This window comes from Syntrophus sp. (in: bacteria) (assembly GCF_040768185.1).
GTDB classification, from domain to species: Bacteria; Desulfobacterota; Syntrophia; order Syntrophales; family Syntrophaceae; genus Syntrophus; species Syntrophus buswellii.
Genome location: NZ_JAXGNC010000003.1, coordinates 102515 through 118348, shown reverse-complemented (window position 1 = coordinate 118348; position 15834 = coordinate 102515). Strand labels below are relative to the sequence as shown.

Annotated in this window: 10 protein-coding genes and 5 pseudogenes; 3 read left to right on the top strand and 12 right to left on the bottom strand. The window is 52.7% G+C overall.

The annotated features are described in order from the left end of the window. Positions 1-270: 270 nt before the first annotated feature. Together AB3175_RS04925 and AB3175_RS04920 are read right to left on the bottom strand one after the other, a co-directional pair. Positions 271-1533, bottom strand: a complete 1263-nt coding sequence (locus AB3175_RS04925) for a DUF2254 domain-containing protein (RefSeq protein WP_367359834.1) — start codon at positions 1531-1533, stop codon at positions 271-273. Between the two features lie 99 nt (positions 1534-1632). After that, a complete protein-coding gene (locus AB3175_RS04920; protein ID WP_367359833.1) occupies positions 1633-2937 on the bottom strand; it encodes a mechanosensitive ion channel domain-containing protein in 1305 nt (434 codons plus the stop codon). A 1441-nt stretch (positions 2938-4378) separates the two neighbouring features. Here AB3175_RS04920 and AB3175_RS04915 point away from each other — a divergent pair. After that, entirely contained in the window at positions 4379-5743 is a 1365-nt protein-coding gene (locus AB3175_RS04915) for a YecA family protein (protein ID WP_367359832.1), read from the top strand. 193 nt (positions 5744-5936) lie between these two features. On the opposite strand, the gene AB3175_RS04910 is transcribed toward AB3175_RS04915, so the two are convergent. The 9 genes and pseudogenes from AB3175_RS04910 to AB3175_RS04870 all read right to left on the bottom strand — a co-directional run bounded on the left by AB3175_RS04910 (position 5937) and on the right by AB3175_RS04870 (position 11518). After that, positions 5937-6554 carry a DNA-3-methyladenine glycosylase I gene (locus tag AB3175_RS04910; RefSeq protein ID WP_367359831.1) on the bottom strand — a complete coding sequence of 206 codons (618 nt, stop codon included), beginning with the start codon at positions 6552-6554 and terminating at the stop codon, positions 5937-5939. Between the two features lie 48 nt (positions 6555-6602). Further along, positions 6603-6946 (bottom strand): annotated as a pseudogene (locus AB3175_RS04905) (SAM-dependent methyltransferase); the annotation flags it as partial. Positions 6947-7097: 151 nt separating this feature from the next. Beyond that, entirely contained in the window at positions 7098-7616 is a 519-nt protein-coding gene (locus tag AB3175_RS04900; protein WP_367359830.1) for a hypothetical protein, read from the bottom strand. 155 nt (positions 7617-7771) lie between these two features. Further along, positions 7772-8511: pseudogene (locus tag AB3175_RS04895) on the bottom strand (cyclopropane-fatty-acyl-phospholipid synthase family protein). Between the two features lie 247 nt (positions 8512-8758). Beyond that, entirely contained in the window at positions 8759-8821 is a 63-nt protein-coding gene (locus AB3175_RS04890) for a hypothetical protein (protein ID WP_367359967.1), read from the bottom strand. A 32-nt stretch (positions 8822-8853) separates the two neighbouring features. Continuing rightward, on the bottom strand, positions 8854-9051 hold the full coding sequence (locus AB3175_RS04885; protein WP_367359829.1) for an Eco29kI family restriction endonuclease: 198 nt from the start codon (positions 9049-9051) through the stop codon (positions 8854-8856). 760 nt (positions 9052-9811) lie between these two features. Then, positions 9812-9937, bottom strand: a pseudogene (locus AB3175_RS04880) (hypothetical protein); the annotation flags it as partial. A 689-nt stretch (positions 9938-10626) separates the two neighbouring features. Then, positions 10627-10896 (bottom strand): annotated as a pseudogene (locus tag AB3175_RS04875) (cyclopropane-fatty-acyl-phospholipid synthase family protein); the annotation flags it as partial. A 64-nt stretch (positions 10897-10960) separates the two neighbouring features. Then, positions 10961-11518 carry a hypothetical protein gene (locus tag AB3175_RS04870; RefSeq protein ID WP_367359828.1) on the bottom strand — a complete coding sequence of 186 codons (558 nt, stop codon included), beginning with the start codon at positions 11516-11518 and terminating at the stop codon, positions 10961-10963. A gap of 162 nt (positions 11519-11680) precedes the next feature. On the opposite strand from AB3175_RS04870, the pseudogene AB3175_RS04865 reads away from it, so the two are divergent. Continuing rightward, positions 11681-12404, top strand: a pseudogene (locus AB3175_RS04865) (integron integrase). A 243-nt stretch (positions 12405-12647) separates the two neighbouring features. Then, a complete protein-coding gene (locus tag AB3175_RS04860) occupies positions 12648-14774 on the top strand; it encodes an acetate--CoA ligase family protein (protein ID WP_367359827.1) in 2127 nt (708 codons plus the stop codon). 104 nt (positions 14775-14878) lie between these two features. On the opposite strand, the gene AB3175_RS04855 is transcribed toward AB3175_RS04860, so the two are convergent. Further along, entirely contained in the window at positions 14879-15814 is a 936-nt protein-coding gene (locus tag AB3175_RS04855) for a bifunctional riboflavin kinase/FAD synthetase (protein WP_367359826.1), read from the bottom strand. Between the last annotated feature and the right edge of the window lie 20 nt (positions 15815-15834).

Here is a 15834-nt window from a genome sequence, read left to right as displayed (position 1 = left end):
AATAGAAACGGCACAAAAGTCCGAGTCTCCGGGTAAGTCAGCACAACATGCAAAGGATCAAAGAGCTGACCGGGATGTTCCCCGTACCGGGTGGGGTATATTTGTCCTTGGAAACCGTCTGAACAAAGAAAAAAAGAATTACGTTTAGGGCGTTTCTGTTTATGTAATCTATTCTGGGTAAGCATCCCCAAAAAAACAAGAAAGCTGGAAGAATAATCGGGGACCAAGTTTGGGACCGCTCCGGTTCACCGCTTGGATCGGTCTTTCCCGTCACACCGCAAACCTGGCTGCCTTTCTTACGGCTGCGAGATCCTCGGGAACCTTCAGTACCTTCTCGGCGCGAACCTGCGCGAGACGGGCATGCCGCAACGCGTTGTTTCGCATTGCAGGGTCCTCGGTCGCGGCAAGCGCTTCGAGGGCCTTGAGCAGCCGTATGACCACTTCTACAGCACCCGCACCGTCTCGGGCGATTCCGGTAAAAGCGTCATCGAACATATCTGCCACGGACAATTCCGGCACTGCAACGCGGTCGAACTGTACCGTGGAAACGTCATCCTCCTTGCCACACTCGTCCCACATGACGAACAGGCGGACAAGTGTGCCCGTGACGTCGATAGCGGTCCCCGGATCATTGACCGCGGGCGAAAGCGCGCGGCTGGCGATCTCCGAAAGGGCCACCAGTCCAAACCGCGGATCCTGATCAAAAACCCTCGAGCCACCAATCACGAACGTGGCAGCGATTGCTTCGGCGTCCTCGTCGGACACACTGCCTGATGTTTCCCGGATGACCCACGCAACAGGGCGGTTTGGCGTGCAAAAGGTGCCGGGCAACGCCGCCACAACAATTCTCAGTTGCGACTCCACCGCCCGCGCCTGCAGCGCGGCGGTGTCAACACGCTGTACGTAACCGATGGCTTTTCCGAAGACCGCCCGGCCCCCATCTGGGAGACTGAACGACGCGACCCCCCCAAGGCGCGGTGCCGACTGCCGCTTCCGAATCGCCTCCGCGGCTGCCGCTTCCACCTTGTCAATCGTATGTCCCAGCCGGCCGAGCCGGGCGATGTTGTCGACCCACCAGATGAAGGTGATAATGATGACTGCGAGCACAACTATGGTCAGGGAAAACAGGATAAACTGACTGGTCCTTCCACCATAAAGCCCGTTCATTAGCGCAATGAGCGCGACCACGCTGTAGATAAACGCGCCGATAAACACCGAGAGCGCATTCTGCGAAACGTCATCGGAGATGATCAGCGGAAAGGATCGGGGCGTCGCGGTACTACTTGCCGATGCATAAGCGGCTACCATCGAGGCCACGGCGAACGTGGCCATCATCAACATGCTTGACGCCATGATCTTGAGTAAAGTTTCGGCCGATTCCTTCGTGATCTCTGGCAGCAAATGGCCGAGTTCGGCCATGTCCATGAGATTGGCAAGAAAAACTGCGCCAATGGAAAGCACACATACGATGAGCGGCTTGATCCATAATCGCTCACGGAGACGCTTGATGACGAAGCTCAGGTTATCCCACATCTTCGGTCCTCCTGGCACATTAGCCGCTGCGTCGCTGAAAGCGGACGTCATCGATTCCCATACGCATTCAGCACCCTCTTTGATCGACCCCACGCTCCTTCAACTGTCATCCGTAGACGACGATAGAGTTAAGAGATTCTCACCAGGGGTCCAAGATCTGCGCGCCTGTTCTTTGATTTCCTCTGCTTCGCTTTGCAGGCTAGCTTCCGCCTTGGTCGCGACTGTTTCGGGCTCGGCGGTCGGCTTCGCCGTGGCTGATTCCACAGCCCCTTTGTCTTCTATCATGCGCACAGGCACCCCGTGGGGGAAGGTGACTTCGCGAGCCTCATCCGGCAGCGAGATTCCCGAATCCTGGAAGGCCCGTTTTACGAGCCGAATGACGGACGATTTCACCTTCAACCAGCTGTGTTGACCTCCATCGAGCCAGAAATAAACACGTAGGTTTACCGTGGACGGTCCAAGGCTTTCCACAAGTACCAAAGGTTCGGGTTCACTCAAAACGGCCGGATGTTCAGCGAGCACCTTCAAGGCGACTTCCTGGGCAAAAGGGATGGAATCGTCGTAGCCGATACCCACGATGAAATCATCGCGGCGATTGGGATTGCTTGTGAAATTCCGGATCGTGCTTTTGAAGACGGTCGAATTGGGGACTTGCACTTGATTGCCGTCGAGTGTCATCAGAACAGTCGTGCGAGAGGTCAGCCGCTGAACGTAACCCGTCACGCCAGCCACTTCTACGAGATCGCCTTCACGAAACGGTTGCTGCAAGCTTAGAAAGAGACTGGCGAGAAAATTCTCAGTGATTTCACGGAATGCGATGCCCAACACCAAGCCAATCAGACCTGTGCCGCCCACCACCGTAAGCGCGAGTTGCGTGAGCCCCGCGATACGGAGCACAAGGTACAGGCCGGCGAGCATTACAAGCATGCCGCCAGTCCGGGCCATTACTTCGCGCAAAAGGTGGCTGAGGGATCGAGCCAGAAGCCCGCGACGCAGTAAGTAAACCGTTAACCTGGCGAGGATCCATGAAATAGTGATCACGATCAGCGCCACCACGATCATGGGCAGCAATCGAACAAATCCGCGTGCAAGATCATTCAGTTCCTGAAAGGTTGGATCGAAATCCCAAATCGTGGCAGGGGCCACTTCGATTTGATTGACGACTGCAACCACGCCTTCCGTATTTTTCGCTAAATCACCGGCCCATTGCTTGAATTCATCGTTTTCCGTCGTTCCTTTCAGGAAAACGATTCCTTCCTGGACCGCGACCCTGGGCTCGCCGAACCAGCTTGTCGTTATAAGAATATCAGCGATTCGCTTCCTGATCTCGTTATCCTTGGCGACGGGTTGGACTTCGACTTTGCCTGGGGACTCGGGTTTGCCGTCAGGCGCTATCGATGGCATCGGCTTATCCTCTCTACCGTCTAACGGTTGGGCAGCAACTGAGGTGAACGTGAAGATAGTGCAGCAAAGGAATGTGGCGTAGATGAGTCGAGCCGGACGAGACCAGGCAAGGCCCCAAATTCGAATCACGAAGGGCCTCCGATGTCGAGGAGTCCCTCCGTGATCGATTGTTGACGCTGCCGGTGGTCTCCGGTGGCAAGTCCGGCCGGATGATTCTGGATGTTCATGTCCGTGGCCTGCATGTAGGCGAGGCGGCTGCCAAACGGAGCGTCGCGGCTTCCTTTCTTTACTGGCGGGCCGTGAGCGATTCTCTTGGGCTTCGCTGTTCGACTTATCCTCACTGCTGTCTCGGATTACTCGACCAGATGTGTTGTCCGCTTGCGCTTGCCCATCTCTTCGAGGATTTGATGACGAAACGGTGGAGATCCCACATCTTTGGCTCTGCTCGCACAAGAACTTGCCCGGTAAGAAATAGACCATTCAGATACCCCCCTTCCGCGAGGCCCAGCTCTGACTACCCCCAGCGTAAGCTCCTGTTCTTGAATGAAATATATAATTCTGTATGTGTCTTGGCGAATACGATACTTCTCTTGTCCCGTAAGTTTTTCATGGCCCGGCGGTCTCGGATCTTTCGTTCTGTCTTCAAATGCCGCGATGTCTTCCGCGTCTTCTGCAAGAGACTCCTAATAGCATCATTAACCAACTTCGATAAAGACAGAGCTGTTTCAGTAGCTTTTTCAATCGAAGGGCTTTGTGTAATTCCGGGTCTAAATATACCGTCGCTCTCTCATAAGATTACCTTCTTAACATTATGTCACTATATCGCCGTAGCGTTTATTGTGGCAACTGTTTTATAGCGGACGAAAAGTTCACGGCAGTCCAAAGCTTTTTTTATACGCCCCCTTGACAGGACGGGACCAAGGTTCATCTCGTTTCGGCCTTTATCCACCAGCAGGGAATCACGATTCCCAGCCTGTATCGAACGCCATACGTAATCCTCAAAACCGGCAAAAACGAAGCGAAACCGTTAAGCTGATCACCAGACTGAAATCTGAGAAGACCTCGCCGAAACAACTCCTGGAATTCAACAGAGGACAAAGGGGTATCGAAAACAAACTCCATACGGACCATCCTATTCCTGTAAATCTCATTCGTTCTGGAGAGCAGTCATTTCCCTCTGCCTGTTCCTGAACCTCACTCCTCATTTTTACAGGAACTTGGCCATTTCCAATGCCAAATCTTTTTTTAACAAATTCGGCTTATAATCCGTTACAATCCAAATCCTTCCAAGATGAACGTTGGCGGGACCTTGTTGGGTTCATGATCCCTCTTGGAAAAAAAGCCGCTTGATGCTAGACAAGGCGGTGAATTCCTTCCGCAGCGTTAAAAAATAGAGAAGGGCCTCATTTTAAATACATTTACCATGCAAGGTTGAAATCATATGAATAAAATCGGCCGTAACGACCTCTGCCCCTGCGGCAGCGGAAAAAAATACAAGAAGTGCTGCCTGGCAAAGGATGACCAGTTTGCGTCGCGTCGTCGTGACGAAGAACGGGCCATACAAACAGCCCTTTCATGGTTGGAAGAGCATTATCCTGAAGAAGCCAGCGAAGCCGTGCGTATTGATTTCATGGACGGGCCTGATGAAGGGAAATTGGACGCCATTGATGACCTGTCACCACGACTTGCCCAGGCCCTATCCATAAATATCGGCGAGTGGCTGCTGGCGGATGCGGTACTGGATGTCAACGGTAAAGACATCAAGGCGCACGAGCTGATTCTCGGCAAAGGCGGGCCGCTGCTGACATCCCGTGGCAGGGAGTGGATTCGGGAACTGGCAAAGCACCCCTTGTCGCTGTATGAGGTGAAAGAGGTGATCAAAGACCAGGGCCTGGTTCTGACAGACATGCTTCATCCCGACCAACCGCCGGTACGGGTCAGGGAAAGGGCGGCCACCGGCTTTTTAGTGCCATGGGATACCTTGGGCACCCGTCTGATGTGGCAGGACGACAGTTTTGTCATGAGCGGTGCGACGTATCTCATGGAGAGGGAGACGGCCCTTGACTGCCTGGCTGAGATCAAAAGCGAGCGGGAGCATGAATCTGGTGATCCCGCGATTGATCGTTACATCACGGCCAGCATCATTATCAACTGCTGGCTTGACTCTATCCTGGAGATAAGAACGCTTCCCGAACTGGTTGACATGTCAACCGGAGACAAAATCCTGCTGACCACCGATCATTACCGGGTGGCAGACTGGAAAGAGGTTGAGCGTATCCTTGAAGCACAGGAAGATGTCGACGGCGATCGTGACGAAGGCTGGAACCGGTTTGAAGAACTGGAGGATGGGCGGTGCCGCTCCCGCGCTTCCATGGTGCCAAAGGGACCGGACACCCTGGAGGTTTTTTGCCGTACAACGAAATTGGCCGACGAAGCACGGCAGTGGCTGGAAGAAATCGCCGGAAGTGTCATCACTTACAAAATCCGCGAGGTCGTCGATCCCCGTTCGGAAAAAGCCCTTGATGCAGCAAAACCTGCGCCGGAGCCTGACATCCCGCAGGAAATTCAGCGCCAGCTCATCCACCAGTACCTTGCCAAGCACTACGAAACCTGGCCGGAAATTGCACTGCCTGCTCTGAAGGGGAAATCCCCTCTTGAGGCGGTGAAAGACAAGAAGCTGCGTCCATTGGTGGTCGAACTGCTAAAAGCCATCGATCAGCTCGAGGCGCGCCGTATCGATCAGACTGGCGGAGAACCCTTTGACGTCACTTTTCTCTGGGAGAGACTGGGATTGAGGAGAGAATAAAAATTTTCTATGGCAGAAGACCCGTCAGCCAGGGAGAATATTGCTCTTCCAAAACTGAGAGACAACGAATAAGGATTGAACCGACCCTGCGGGCTCGTCTCAGTCCTTATTCGTTCGAGCCCCTTGCGGCGAGAGACATCAATAGCGAAGCTTGCACCCGTTCGCGCCGCCGCAGGCGGCGCGAACGGGAAAATCAGCGGGAGGCAGGCGCAGCCAGCCGGTCCCCTGTATTGATTTGCTGGGCCATTTGCTTCACTTCAGCATGGCGAAAACAGTAAACGACGTGGTCATTCACCATGCCGACCGCCTGCATAAATGAATAGCAGATCGTTGAACCAACGAAGTTGAACCCGCGGCGTTTCAGGTCCTTGCTCATCGCGTCTGATTGATAAGTCCGTGCCGGCAGTTCCGCTATCGATTTCCAATGATTCTGATAGGGCGTTCCGTCCACATACTGCCAGAGAAATGCGGCCAGCGTCCCATACTCCTCTTTTATCTTTAGTACACCCCGTGCATTCTTGATCGCCGATTCTATTTTGAGGCGGTTCCGTACGATGCCGGGGTTGGTGAGCAAGCGTTGGACATCCCGCTCAGAATAAGCGGCTACTTTTTCAGGATCAAAGGAATGGAAAGATTTTCGGTAGTTCTCTCGCTTTTTGAGTATAGTCAACCAACTCAGTCCTGCCTGTGCCCCTTCTAAGAGCAGCATTTCGAATAGGTACCGGTCATCATGAGCAGGCACACCCCACTCCTCATCATGGTAAGTCATGTAAAGAGGATTGTTTCCACTCCATTCACATCTGCATTTCATCCAGTTCTCCCAGCAAGCCCAACGCCTGCATTAAGACGCGCCAACGCATCACCGCGCCATCAGCGCGAACACGCCCCAGCCCAGGTATTCACGCGTGTAAGCGGCGTAGCGCACGGGTTCCGAGGTCAGTTGGGCTCGAACATCTTTCGCGAGCTCGTCGCCGGGATCGGCTTCAAGCCATCGGCGCATGGTGAGCCATTTGGCCGCCTCGTATCTGTCCCAGCCGTCTTGGTCTGCCAGAACCATTTCCACGACGTCGCAGCCGAGGTGGCCGAAAGACGCGAGAAGTTCCGGAAGCAGGAGAATGTCGGAGATTGAGCTGGTGCAAGACACCCCTTGGCAACATCTTCCGTCGGCGGCAACTGCCGCCAGTAGGGCTCGCCGATGAGGACCCGCTTGCCGGGTGGTTTGGGGAGGGGAGAGAAAATCTCCCCCTTATCCGATTAGAATATGCCGCAATGATTACCAGCTCAATCTACCCTATATCAATAAACCAGAGAGTATAGCTGCCACCCTGTTTATTGTCGCTGTCGCCATCAAGTTTCAGCCCCTCTTTAGACAGAATCCCATCGGTAAGGGTGAGCTTGAACTCGCAGTCAGGGTCATATTTACAGATGTCAAATCTACTGCTACTCGCTGTACCCATTTGAATCTTCGGTCGTTTATCCAGATAATCTGTCCGGGTGAGTTTGCAGCCTTGGGAAAGTCGAATATCACGGTACTGCCCGCAATGACGGTATTCCGGTCCATATCCGTATTGAAACGAACAGTGATGGAGAACTTCATGCCGTCATAACCCAGGTGGTGGCTCATGGAGGGATATATCACCCTGGGAAGTACAGCATTGGCAAACTTGGCTGCGTTCTTATCAATATGATCGGCCTTTAAGGGAGCAGTCTGCCGTATTTCCGTCCCATTTTTCACTTTTCCGGGAATAGCCTTCTGGGTTTCTGCTGCCTTTTTATCCTTCAGTAAATCAGGATTCTGAAGTTCTGCAGCAACAGCATAGGTGATACCGACAATACACAGTGCCATCACAACCGATAAAACAAGTTTCCTCATTATAGCCTCCTTAGCTGTTTGAATTCAGTTTGTTTTCTTTCCAAGATCCCTGCAACCGGCTTGTTGGGCATACCTTGCAATAGCCATCGTCCCCGCCCTGTCAAAGAACTGTGGGTGAACATTCACTCCCCGGCTGCGGCCCGGTAATCCCCTTATCACCGCGCCATCAGCGCGAACACACCCCAGCCCAGGTATTCACGCGTGTAAGCGGTGTAACGCTCGGGTTCCGAGGTCAGTTGGGCTCGAACATCTTTCGCGAACTCGTCGCCGGGGTTGGCTTCAAGCCATCGGCGCATGGTGAGCCACTTGGCCGCCTCGTATCTGTCCCAGCTGTCCTGGTCTGCCAGAACTACCACGATGTCGTAGCCGAGGTGGCCGAAAGACGCGAGAAGTTCCGGAAGCAGGAGTCGGAGATTGATCCGGCAAGACACCCTGGCAACATCTTCCGACGGCGGCAACTGCCGCCAGCAGGGCTCACCGATGAGGATGATCCCTCCGGGGCGCAGGCTTTGTGCCAGAAGTCTGATGGTGCCGGCGACTCCCCCGGCGATCCACGTGGCGCCGACAGCTGCTGGCGACCTCGGCTTTCTCGTCAGAGACGCAGCCCGCAGCATCGCCATGGATGAACCTTGACTTGATCGGCGACACCGAGTTCTACAGCGCGGAGTTTCGCTTGCTCGGTGAACAACCGGCTCATGTCGATGCCAGTACTGATGACGCCGTGATCGCGTGCCCAGGTGCACAGCATTTCGCCCGAACCGCTGCCGAGGTCGAGCACCCGGGTCCCTGTTTCCAGACGCAGCGCCGTGCCGAGAGTGGCGAGCTTTTCGGGTGTGAACGGGTTATGATGCGGTGAGCACTTTTCGGTGATGTTGAAGATCCGTGGAATATCCAATGCAGAAAATCTCCTTATGGGTGTGAATAGATTCGGTCAGGGCCTAACGATCCGCTAAGCCGCGCCGGCCAATGACCTTGCCGCGAAGCGCCTCGACCAGCTTACCGGCGTCGGTCTTGATGCGGTTGTTGGGCAGTTCTTTATGTTGTTTCGGAAGAATTCTTCATTTCCGTCCTGGATTTGTTCCGCCGTTTCAGAGCGGCTTTGACATTTTTCAACCCACGTTCTCCCCTGGGTGAATGGTGTCCTAACGGGAACACAATTGATTGTATCTCCCCTTTCCAGGGTCATGATTGCCAAAACCGTCAATAAGTTTATTCCAGATAGGACTACCTTATGAGATTAATAAAGCCTCGCCAAGTGGAATCCATATGTCATCCACAACGAGATATCGACATAAAAATCTTCAATATTTAGATTGGTTGCTTGTGCAATGCTTTCGGCATGTTCTTGCAGCTGCCTATATAAAGCGAGTCCTGGGTCTGAGTTTAAACCAAAATTGCCTTTGCGTGCTCCAGGCGGAACTGCTTTGGTTGACATATATTGAATTTCTTACAGTTTTCTATTGAAATTGGTTTGTATATTGATGAATTGCCTCGATAATAAATTGCATAGATTCCTGCCTTTATGAACGGCTCGATAGCTTGCATTAAAATTTTTTCTTTAGACAATAATGCGTCAGCCACACCTTCCAAGATGCACCTTGTTTAAGTGGGTTGTATGGCGTTTCTTCCTCTCATTAGTTCAGCCCTTTAATCTTATTACACAGGCCAATTTCTCGTTTCGGCACAAGTTCTTTTGCGATACTTGCTCTAACGGTTTTTGCGAGAATAACTGGAACGGCATTGCCAAGCTGACGCACGTTTCCGTCCACGAACCATGAAAACGGTAACAGTCTGGAATGTCTGTAATCTAGCAGACTCCCCTGACAGTAAAATAACGGACAGAGCCATCGGGCAGCACCATCATGTTCTCCCCACCAGGAACGCCGTGGTCACCTGCTTTAACGTTTTTGAAGGTAAATCCAGTGGACTACCGGTATGCCCGTGATAAGTTTTTGCCTCGCCTGAAAGGTGTGGTTGAAATATACCCTTGCCTCGGAGCTTTGAGGGTCTGGCAAACCAAAAAAGTGCATCTCTTGTGGTTCGCCAGGGCTTGCTTTTCGTGCCGGCAGAACAGCTTGACGAAGTTTGTTAACCTTATGAAGATATTTTTCTGGCATTAATGGCCTTTTTTTTGATGAGACATTATGACGTTCCCAATATTCACTCAAGTTATCCATTGATCATGCAACAGTGCATCAAGAGAGTGAGTTTCTAGAGGAAAAACACCATGCTCTATTTTGGCCGATCGGAAGCCAACTATAAAAACGCGTTCGCTGCTGAGGAACACCAAAGTTTGCAGCATTAAGAAGACGAGCCACGACGTTGTAACAAGCCCGTGCATGTTTCCATGTGTTTTATGTTTTTCGAGTTCGACAAATGTTGATTCCATGACTCATTGTCTTTTTCTTGCTACTTCTGGATATGAAAGTTGAAGCAATATATACAGAAAATAGTTTGCGAAAGATTTTCTGTGATTCCTTTTACATTTTCAAAAACAAAGCTCTTGGCGCCAGTTTTCTGACAATATCAACCGCAGCGGGAAACATATCCCGCTTGTCTTGAAATGCTTTGTGCTTTCTCCAAGTGAAAATGGTTGACAGCTACCAGACACCAAATCAATGTCATTTAGTTGTGAAAAAATCGAAAGCATGAACATCACCTTCATGAACTTCCTAACCTTGCACCAAGGGATAACCAGATTTTATTTTCCCGTATTGTGTCGCAAGCCCATTTATCCCACTCAATAACAACTGAAGGTTCGAACCCCACTAGGCTCAAACTAAGGCTCACCCGCCGCTACCGGCAAATAGTTCAATGGATTTCATTTGTTTCCTCGCACATCGGAGATAAAAAATTCGTAATTTTTTCTTTCATCTTATCTTGATTGCCTATTTCGCATTCCCAAATTACTAAAAAACTCCATCCATGTCATGCAATAATTTTTGGTTTTTCTGATCTCGAAGTTTATTGCTTTCAAGTTTTGGCAGCCAAAAATCAAGCCGCGATTTTTGAACCTGACTTGATCGGCGACACCGAGTTCTACAGCGCGGAGTTTCGCTTGCTCGGTGAACAACCGGCTCATGTCGATGCCAGTACCGATGACGCCGTGATCGCGTGCCCAGGTGCACAGCATTTCGCCCGAACCGCTGCCGAGGTCGAGCACCCGGGTCCCCGTTTCCAGACGCAGCGCCGCGCCGAGAGTGGCGAGCTTTTCGGGTGTGAACGGGTTATGGATGCGGTGAGCACTTTCGGTGATGTTGAAGATCCGTGGAATATCCAATGCAGAAAATCTCCTTATGGGTGTGAATAGATTCGGTCAGGGCCTAACCGGAATTGAGCCGGCGCTAGCGATCGGCTCCAATGTCTTGTTGGACGCCCTGTTTCCGTCTGTTATTCCAAACGTATAGCTCCCATTTCGACAAGGACATCTTCGGCCCAGTTCGCTGAATGTGTGCCTGGATGCGCTCAATCGCATCACGGTAGTCTTCGATATCATCCATTTTCGTCCACTTTGTTCGCCTGTCGCCAATCTCGGCGAGGACTATGCTGTCGATAGGACAATGGGGTGGTTCGGGAATCCAACCGTAACACCAAAGCAGTTTCAGGTATATATTCACCGCCTTCTGTGCGATGCCGACGCGAAAGCGTCCGTTCTTCAGAATATGGCCGTGTTTGTCCGACATTCCTTTTGCAACGCCAGCTATCGTCCGCAAATGCTTCTCTGACGAGACATTTTGCTGATACTGAGTCTCGATTCGGCGTAGATATCCCTCAAGATCACGTTTGAGCTGGTCCTTTAAACCATCGTCTTTCCCATCGCTGTAAATGAGGGCGCGCTGAAACGCAGCACCTATCGCGTTGAACAAAGCCGTCTGGCGTAGAAACTCCTTCCGATCTGTCATTTCATATCCTGTCCAACATCGTGTAGACTGCCTCATGTCGGTCTTATAAAACCGCTTAGATTGAAATAAATTGCAAAAACATCATTACATAAGAGGTATGTTGACTGTCAAACGAATACTATAGAGATATAAAAATACCGCAGGTGGTTGTGCTAACCTAAAATTGATCAGGTCAGAGACATCATCCGAAAGAAGCATTACTCCATCCGAACCAAACAGGCTTACGTGGATTGGATGAAACGATATATCTTTTTCAACGATAAACGACATCCAAAAGATATGGGCGCGAAGGAAATATCCGCGTTTCTTTCATATCTGGCGAGAGACAGGAACGTTTCAGCCAGCACTCAGAATCAGGCTCTTAATGCGCTCGTGTTTCTTTATAAACAGGTTCTTGGAATAGATATCGGGGATCTGGGGCCGACAGAGCGGGCCAAAAAACCGGAACGTCTTCCCACTGTCATGTCCCGTGAGGAAGTCGGACTCCTCCTTGCCGCTATGACGGGAACTTATCAACCGATGGCCAAGCTGCTTTATGGTTGCGGTTTGCGTCTCATGGAATGCGCGCTTTTACGGGTGAAGGATATCGATTTCGATCAAAACCACATCATCATCCGGGACGGTAAAGGGATGAAGGATCGATCAACGATGCTTCCGGAGCAATTAAAACCGCATATATCTCAACAGATTGGTAGGGTTAAGGTTCTCCACGACCAGGATTTGCGAAGCGGCCTTGGGTGCGTTTATTTGCCCTTTGCACTGGAAAGAAAGTATCCGCACGGTTCAGGAACTCCTCGGCCATAAAGAGGTAACAACGACGATGATCTATACTCATGTGATGAAGAAGGGCGGCCTGGATGTCCGAAGTCCGCTGGATACGTTGTGAAGGCGCCTGCGAAATGCCGAAGCAGCCTCCGCGGGTGTGCCGGACGTTCTTGTCAGACAAACACCGGCAACGGCACGTTTTTCCGTCTGACAAAAAAAAGGGGGAGGCGCTGATAGAAACACTTTCAACCACGTGTTAGGTTGCCTCAACAAAGTGATCCTGGACATCGTTTTTTCGGTCCGGTGAACTTTGTACCCCATACGCCAGTACAGTCAAAGGAAAGGATTGGAGGAGGTTAAAATCATGAATTCTCGGACAGGGGAAACAGGTGTCAGTGTTACGTCGGGAGAGGAATGCCGGGCTATTTTCAGCCAGGCCATCGGGGAAAACCGCACCTACCTGATGGAGCACGAATGCAAGGAAATCCTCGAAAGCATGGGGATTGCCACGACGGGTTTTCTGGTGGCCGGTTCCGAGGATGAAGCCGTCGAGATGAGCAACAAGCTGGGTTATCCCGTGGTCTTGAAAATCGTCTCCCCGGACGTGGTTCATAAAACCGATTCGGGCGGGGTCAAGTTGAATCTCGCAGATGAGGATGCCGTTCGAGCCGCCTATGGGGAGATCGTCGGGGCCTTCAAATATCAGCACATCATCGGCGTTGCCGTCCAGAAAATGGCTGATCCCGGAGTGGAGGCGATTATCGGCGTCACCCGCGATCCCAACTTCGGTCCCGTTCTGATGTTCGGCCTCGGGGGGATTTTTGTGGAGGTCCTGAAGGATGTCACCTTTCGGGTGCTGCCCGTGACGCTTCAGGATATCGACGAGATGATCCAGGAAATCAAGGGATACCCCCTGTTGAAGGGATATCGGGGCAAGGCGGTGGATATTGATGCCCTGAAGAACCTGCTGCTCAAGATTTCCGAATTGGTCCTCACCTTTCCGGAAATCCGGGAGCTGGATCTCAACCCGGTTTTCCTCTATCCCCGGGGAAACATGACCGTCGATGCGCGGATGTTTGTAAGCCCTGCGCCGGAAGCGGTATCCCAGCAGGCGTCGGGGAACACCGTGGAGCAGATGCGGACCCTCTTCTATCCGGGCAGCATCGCCGTTCTCGGGGCGACCAGTGTCGAGGGGAAGCTGGGCTATAATGTCTTCCGCAATCTCCTCTTTCATAAATTTGCGGGGAAGCTCTATCCCATCAACCCGAAAAGCGAGTCTGTCCAGGGGGTGAAGGCTTACCGGAGCATTACCGAGGTCCCCGATCCGGTGGACCTGGCGATTGTCCTTGTCCCGGCTTCAGCCGCCGTGACAGCGGTTGAAGAGTGCTGCAGAAAAGGGGTTAAGATCATCGTCGTGGAGACGGCTGGATTTGCCGAAACCGGCGCGGACGGAAAGGCCGCCCAGGAGAAAATCCGGGAGATCATCAAGGCTCATGGATGCCGGCTACTGGGTCCCAACTGCTCCGGCGTCATCAACACCCATGTGGGGAACGTCCAATCCATCGGACTGGTGGAAGAGCTGGGAAAGGGGAACATCGGGATGACAGCCCAGGCCGGCGTTTATGCAGCGGGGATACTCACCGGGCTGCGCCACGTGATGAATTTTGGAATTGTCGCTACCATCGGGAACAAGATGGACATCAGCGAGACGGACATTCTGGAATATCTGGGCAGCGACGACCATATCGATGTCGTGGCCATGTACATGGAGGACGTGAAAAGCGGTAGACGGTTCATCGATGTAGCCAGCGAGGTTACCAAAAAGAAACCGGTCATTGCCCTGAAGGGAGGCCGCACAGCGGCGGGGACAAAGGTCGTTTCCTCCCATACGGCTTCCCTGGCAGGCAATGATGAAATCAACAGCGCCGCCTTCCGTCAGAGCGGGATTATCCGGGCCAGGGACAACGAGCATCTGTTCGGATTGCTCAAGGCCTTCGCGCGGCAGCCCCTTCCTCGAGGGGACGGCATCCTGGTGATCACCTACACCGGTTCGCTGGGGGTTGCGGCTACAGATACGCTGTATCTCAACGGCATGCGCCTGGCCGAGCTGGAACCGGAGCTGAAGGAGCGCCTCAAGGGAATTCTTCCGGATTATGTCACCTCGTTGAATCCTGTCGATTATTCCTTCAGCATGGACGCCGAGCAGCTGCGCAAGACCATCGAGCTTGGAATTGTAAGTGAGGACGTGGGCGGCCTGATTGTGGTCCTGCAGGGAGAAATTCTGGGGTCCTTCGTGGACACGCTCCGATCGATCGACTATAAGGGTAAACCCATCCTGAGCTGCGTGGCCGTCAAGGAATTCATGATGGAGGACGTGATCCTGATGGAAAAGGCCGGCTTCCCGGTTTATTCCACGGTGGAAATGGCGGCGGAGATTCTAGCCGACATGTATCGGTACAGTCTGAGAAAAGATCGACAAGCACAAGCCTAGTCACATTTGTGCTTCTCTTCCCTTCCGCCGGTTTCCTCCCAAGCCGGCGGAAGGCCCTTCCTCTTTTCAGGGGGTCGAGGCGGCGGCACCGCTGCCGTCGTGCTTCACGAAACGTGCGGCTTCAAGATGTCCCTGGCCCGGGCGACATCCTGGCGAATCCGGTTCGCCAGGGACTCCGGACCGTCAAAGCGGATCTCGCCACGGATTCTGTCGATGAAGAAAATTTCCAGTTCCTCCCTGTAAAGGTCTGCTGAAAAATCCAGAATATGGAGCTCCACGGTCTGGTCCTGGTTCTCGAAGGTGGGATTGTGCCCGATATTGAGGACACCCTGGTGGCGTGTTCCCTTCCGTTCGGCGATGACGGCGTAAACGCCCTCCGGCGGCAGAAGGTCTTTCTCCGGTTCCAGGTTGGCCGTGGGAAACCCCAGCCCGATACCCCGGCGGTACCCTTCGGTTACCCGTCCCTTGACATTGTAGGGCCGCCCCAGGAGAGCCCCCGCCGTCTTCACATCCCCCTCACAGATCGAGTTGCGTATCTGGGTGCTGCTGATGACGATTTCCCCCACTTTGACGGCATTGGTCACATCCACCTGGAAACCGAGTTTTTTCCCGAAGCGGGTCAGATACTCCTCGCTCCCCTCCTTGCCCCGGCCGAAGGTGTAATCGTGGCCGATGAAGATTTTCCGAATCCTCAACTGCTCCCAGAGAATCCCGCAGACGAAATCCTTTGCCGTCGTCTTCGAGAATTCGAGAGAAAAAGGGATCAGCATGACGGCGTCAATCTGAAGGGATTCGATGAGCTTCAACTTCTCTTCCAGGGTTGTGAGCAGGTAGAAGGGGCGTTTTTCCGGATGGAGAACACTCTTGGGATGCGGGTCAAAGGTGATGACCACCGCTTTGCTCTGGTATTGCCTCGCCTCTTCGACAACCTTCCGGAAAATCTGCTGGTGGCCGAGATGGACCCCGTCGAAGTTACCGATGGTGGCGACTGCGCCCTTGAATTCGTCCGACACACTGTCAAAGCTGTTAATGATCTTCATGGTGATTCTGTTCCCGTGGC

Excerpts from the sequence above, each read along its gene's own strand:
- AB3175_RS04920 (WP_367359833.1), bottom strand. The coding sequence starts at position 2,937 with ATGCCATCGATAGCGCCTGACGGCAAACCCGAGTCCCCAGGCAAAGTC.
- AB3175_RS04870 (WP_367359828.1), bottom strand. The coding sequence starts at position 11,518 with ATGACAGATCGGAAGGAGTTTCTACGCCAGACGGCTTTGTTCAACGCG.
- AB3175_RS04910 (WP_367359831.1), bottom strand. The coding sequence starts at position 6,554 with ATGAAATGCAGATGTGAATGGAGTGGAAACAATCCTCTTTACATGACT.
- AB3175_RS04900 (WP_367359830.1), bottom strand. The coding sequence starts at position 7,616 with ATGAGGAAACTTGTTTTATCGGTTGTGATGGCACTGTGTATTGTCGGT.
- AB3175_RS04860 (WP_367359827.1), top strand. The coding sequence starts at position 12,648 with ATGAATTCTCGGACAGGGGAAACAGGTGTCAGTGTTACGTCGGGAGAG.
- AB3175_RS04915 (WP_367359832.1), top strand. The coding sequence starts at position 4,379 with ATGAATAAAATCGGCCGTAACGACCTCTGCCCCTGCGGCAGCGGAAAA.
- AB3175_RS04925 (WP_367359834.1), bottom strand. The coding sequence starts at position 1,533 with ATGTGGGATAACCTGAGCTTCGTCATCAAGCGTCTCCGTGAGCGATTA.
- AB3175_RS04885 (WP_367359829.1), bottom strand. The coding sequence starts at position 9,051 with ATGTCAACCAAAGCAGTTCCGCCTGGAGCACGCAAAGGCAATTTTGGT.
- AB3175_RS04855 (WP_367359826.1), bottom strand. The coding sequence starts at position 15,814 with ATGAAGATCATTAACAGCTTTGACAGTGTGTCGGACGAATTCAAGGGC.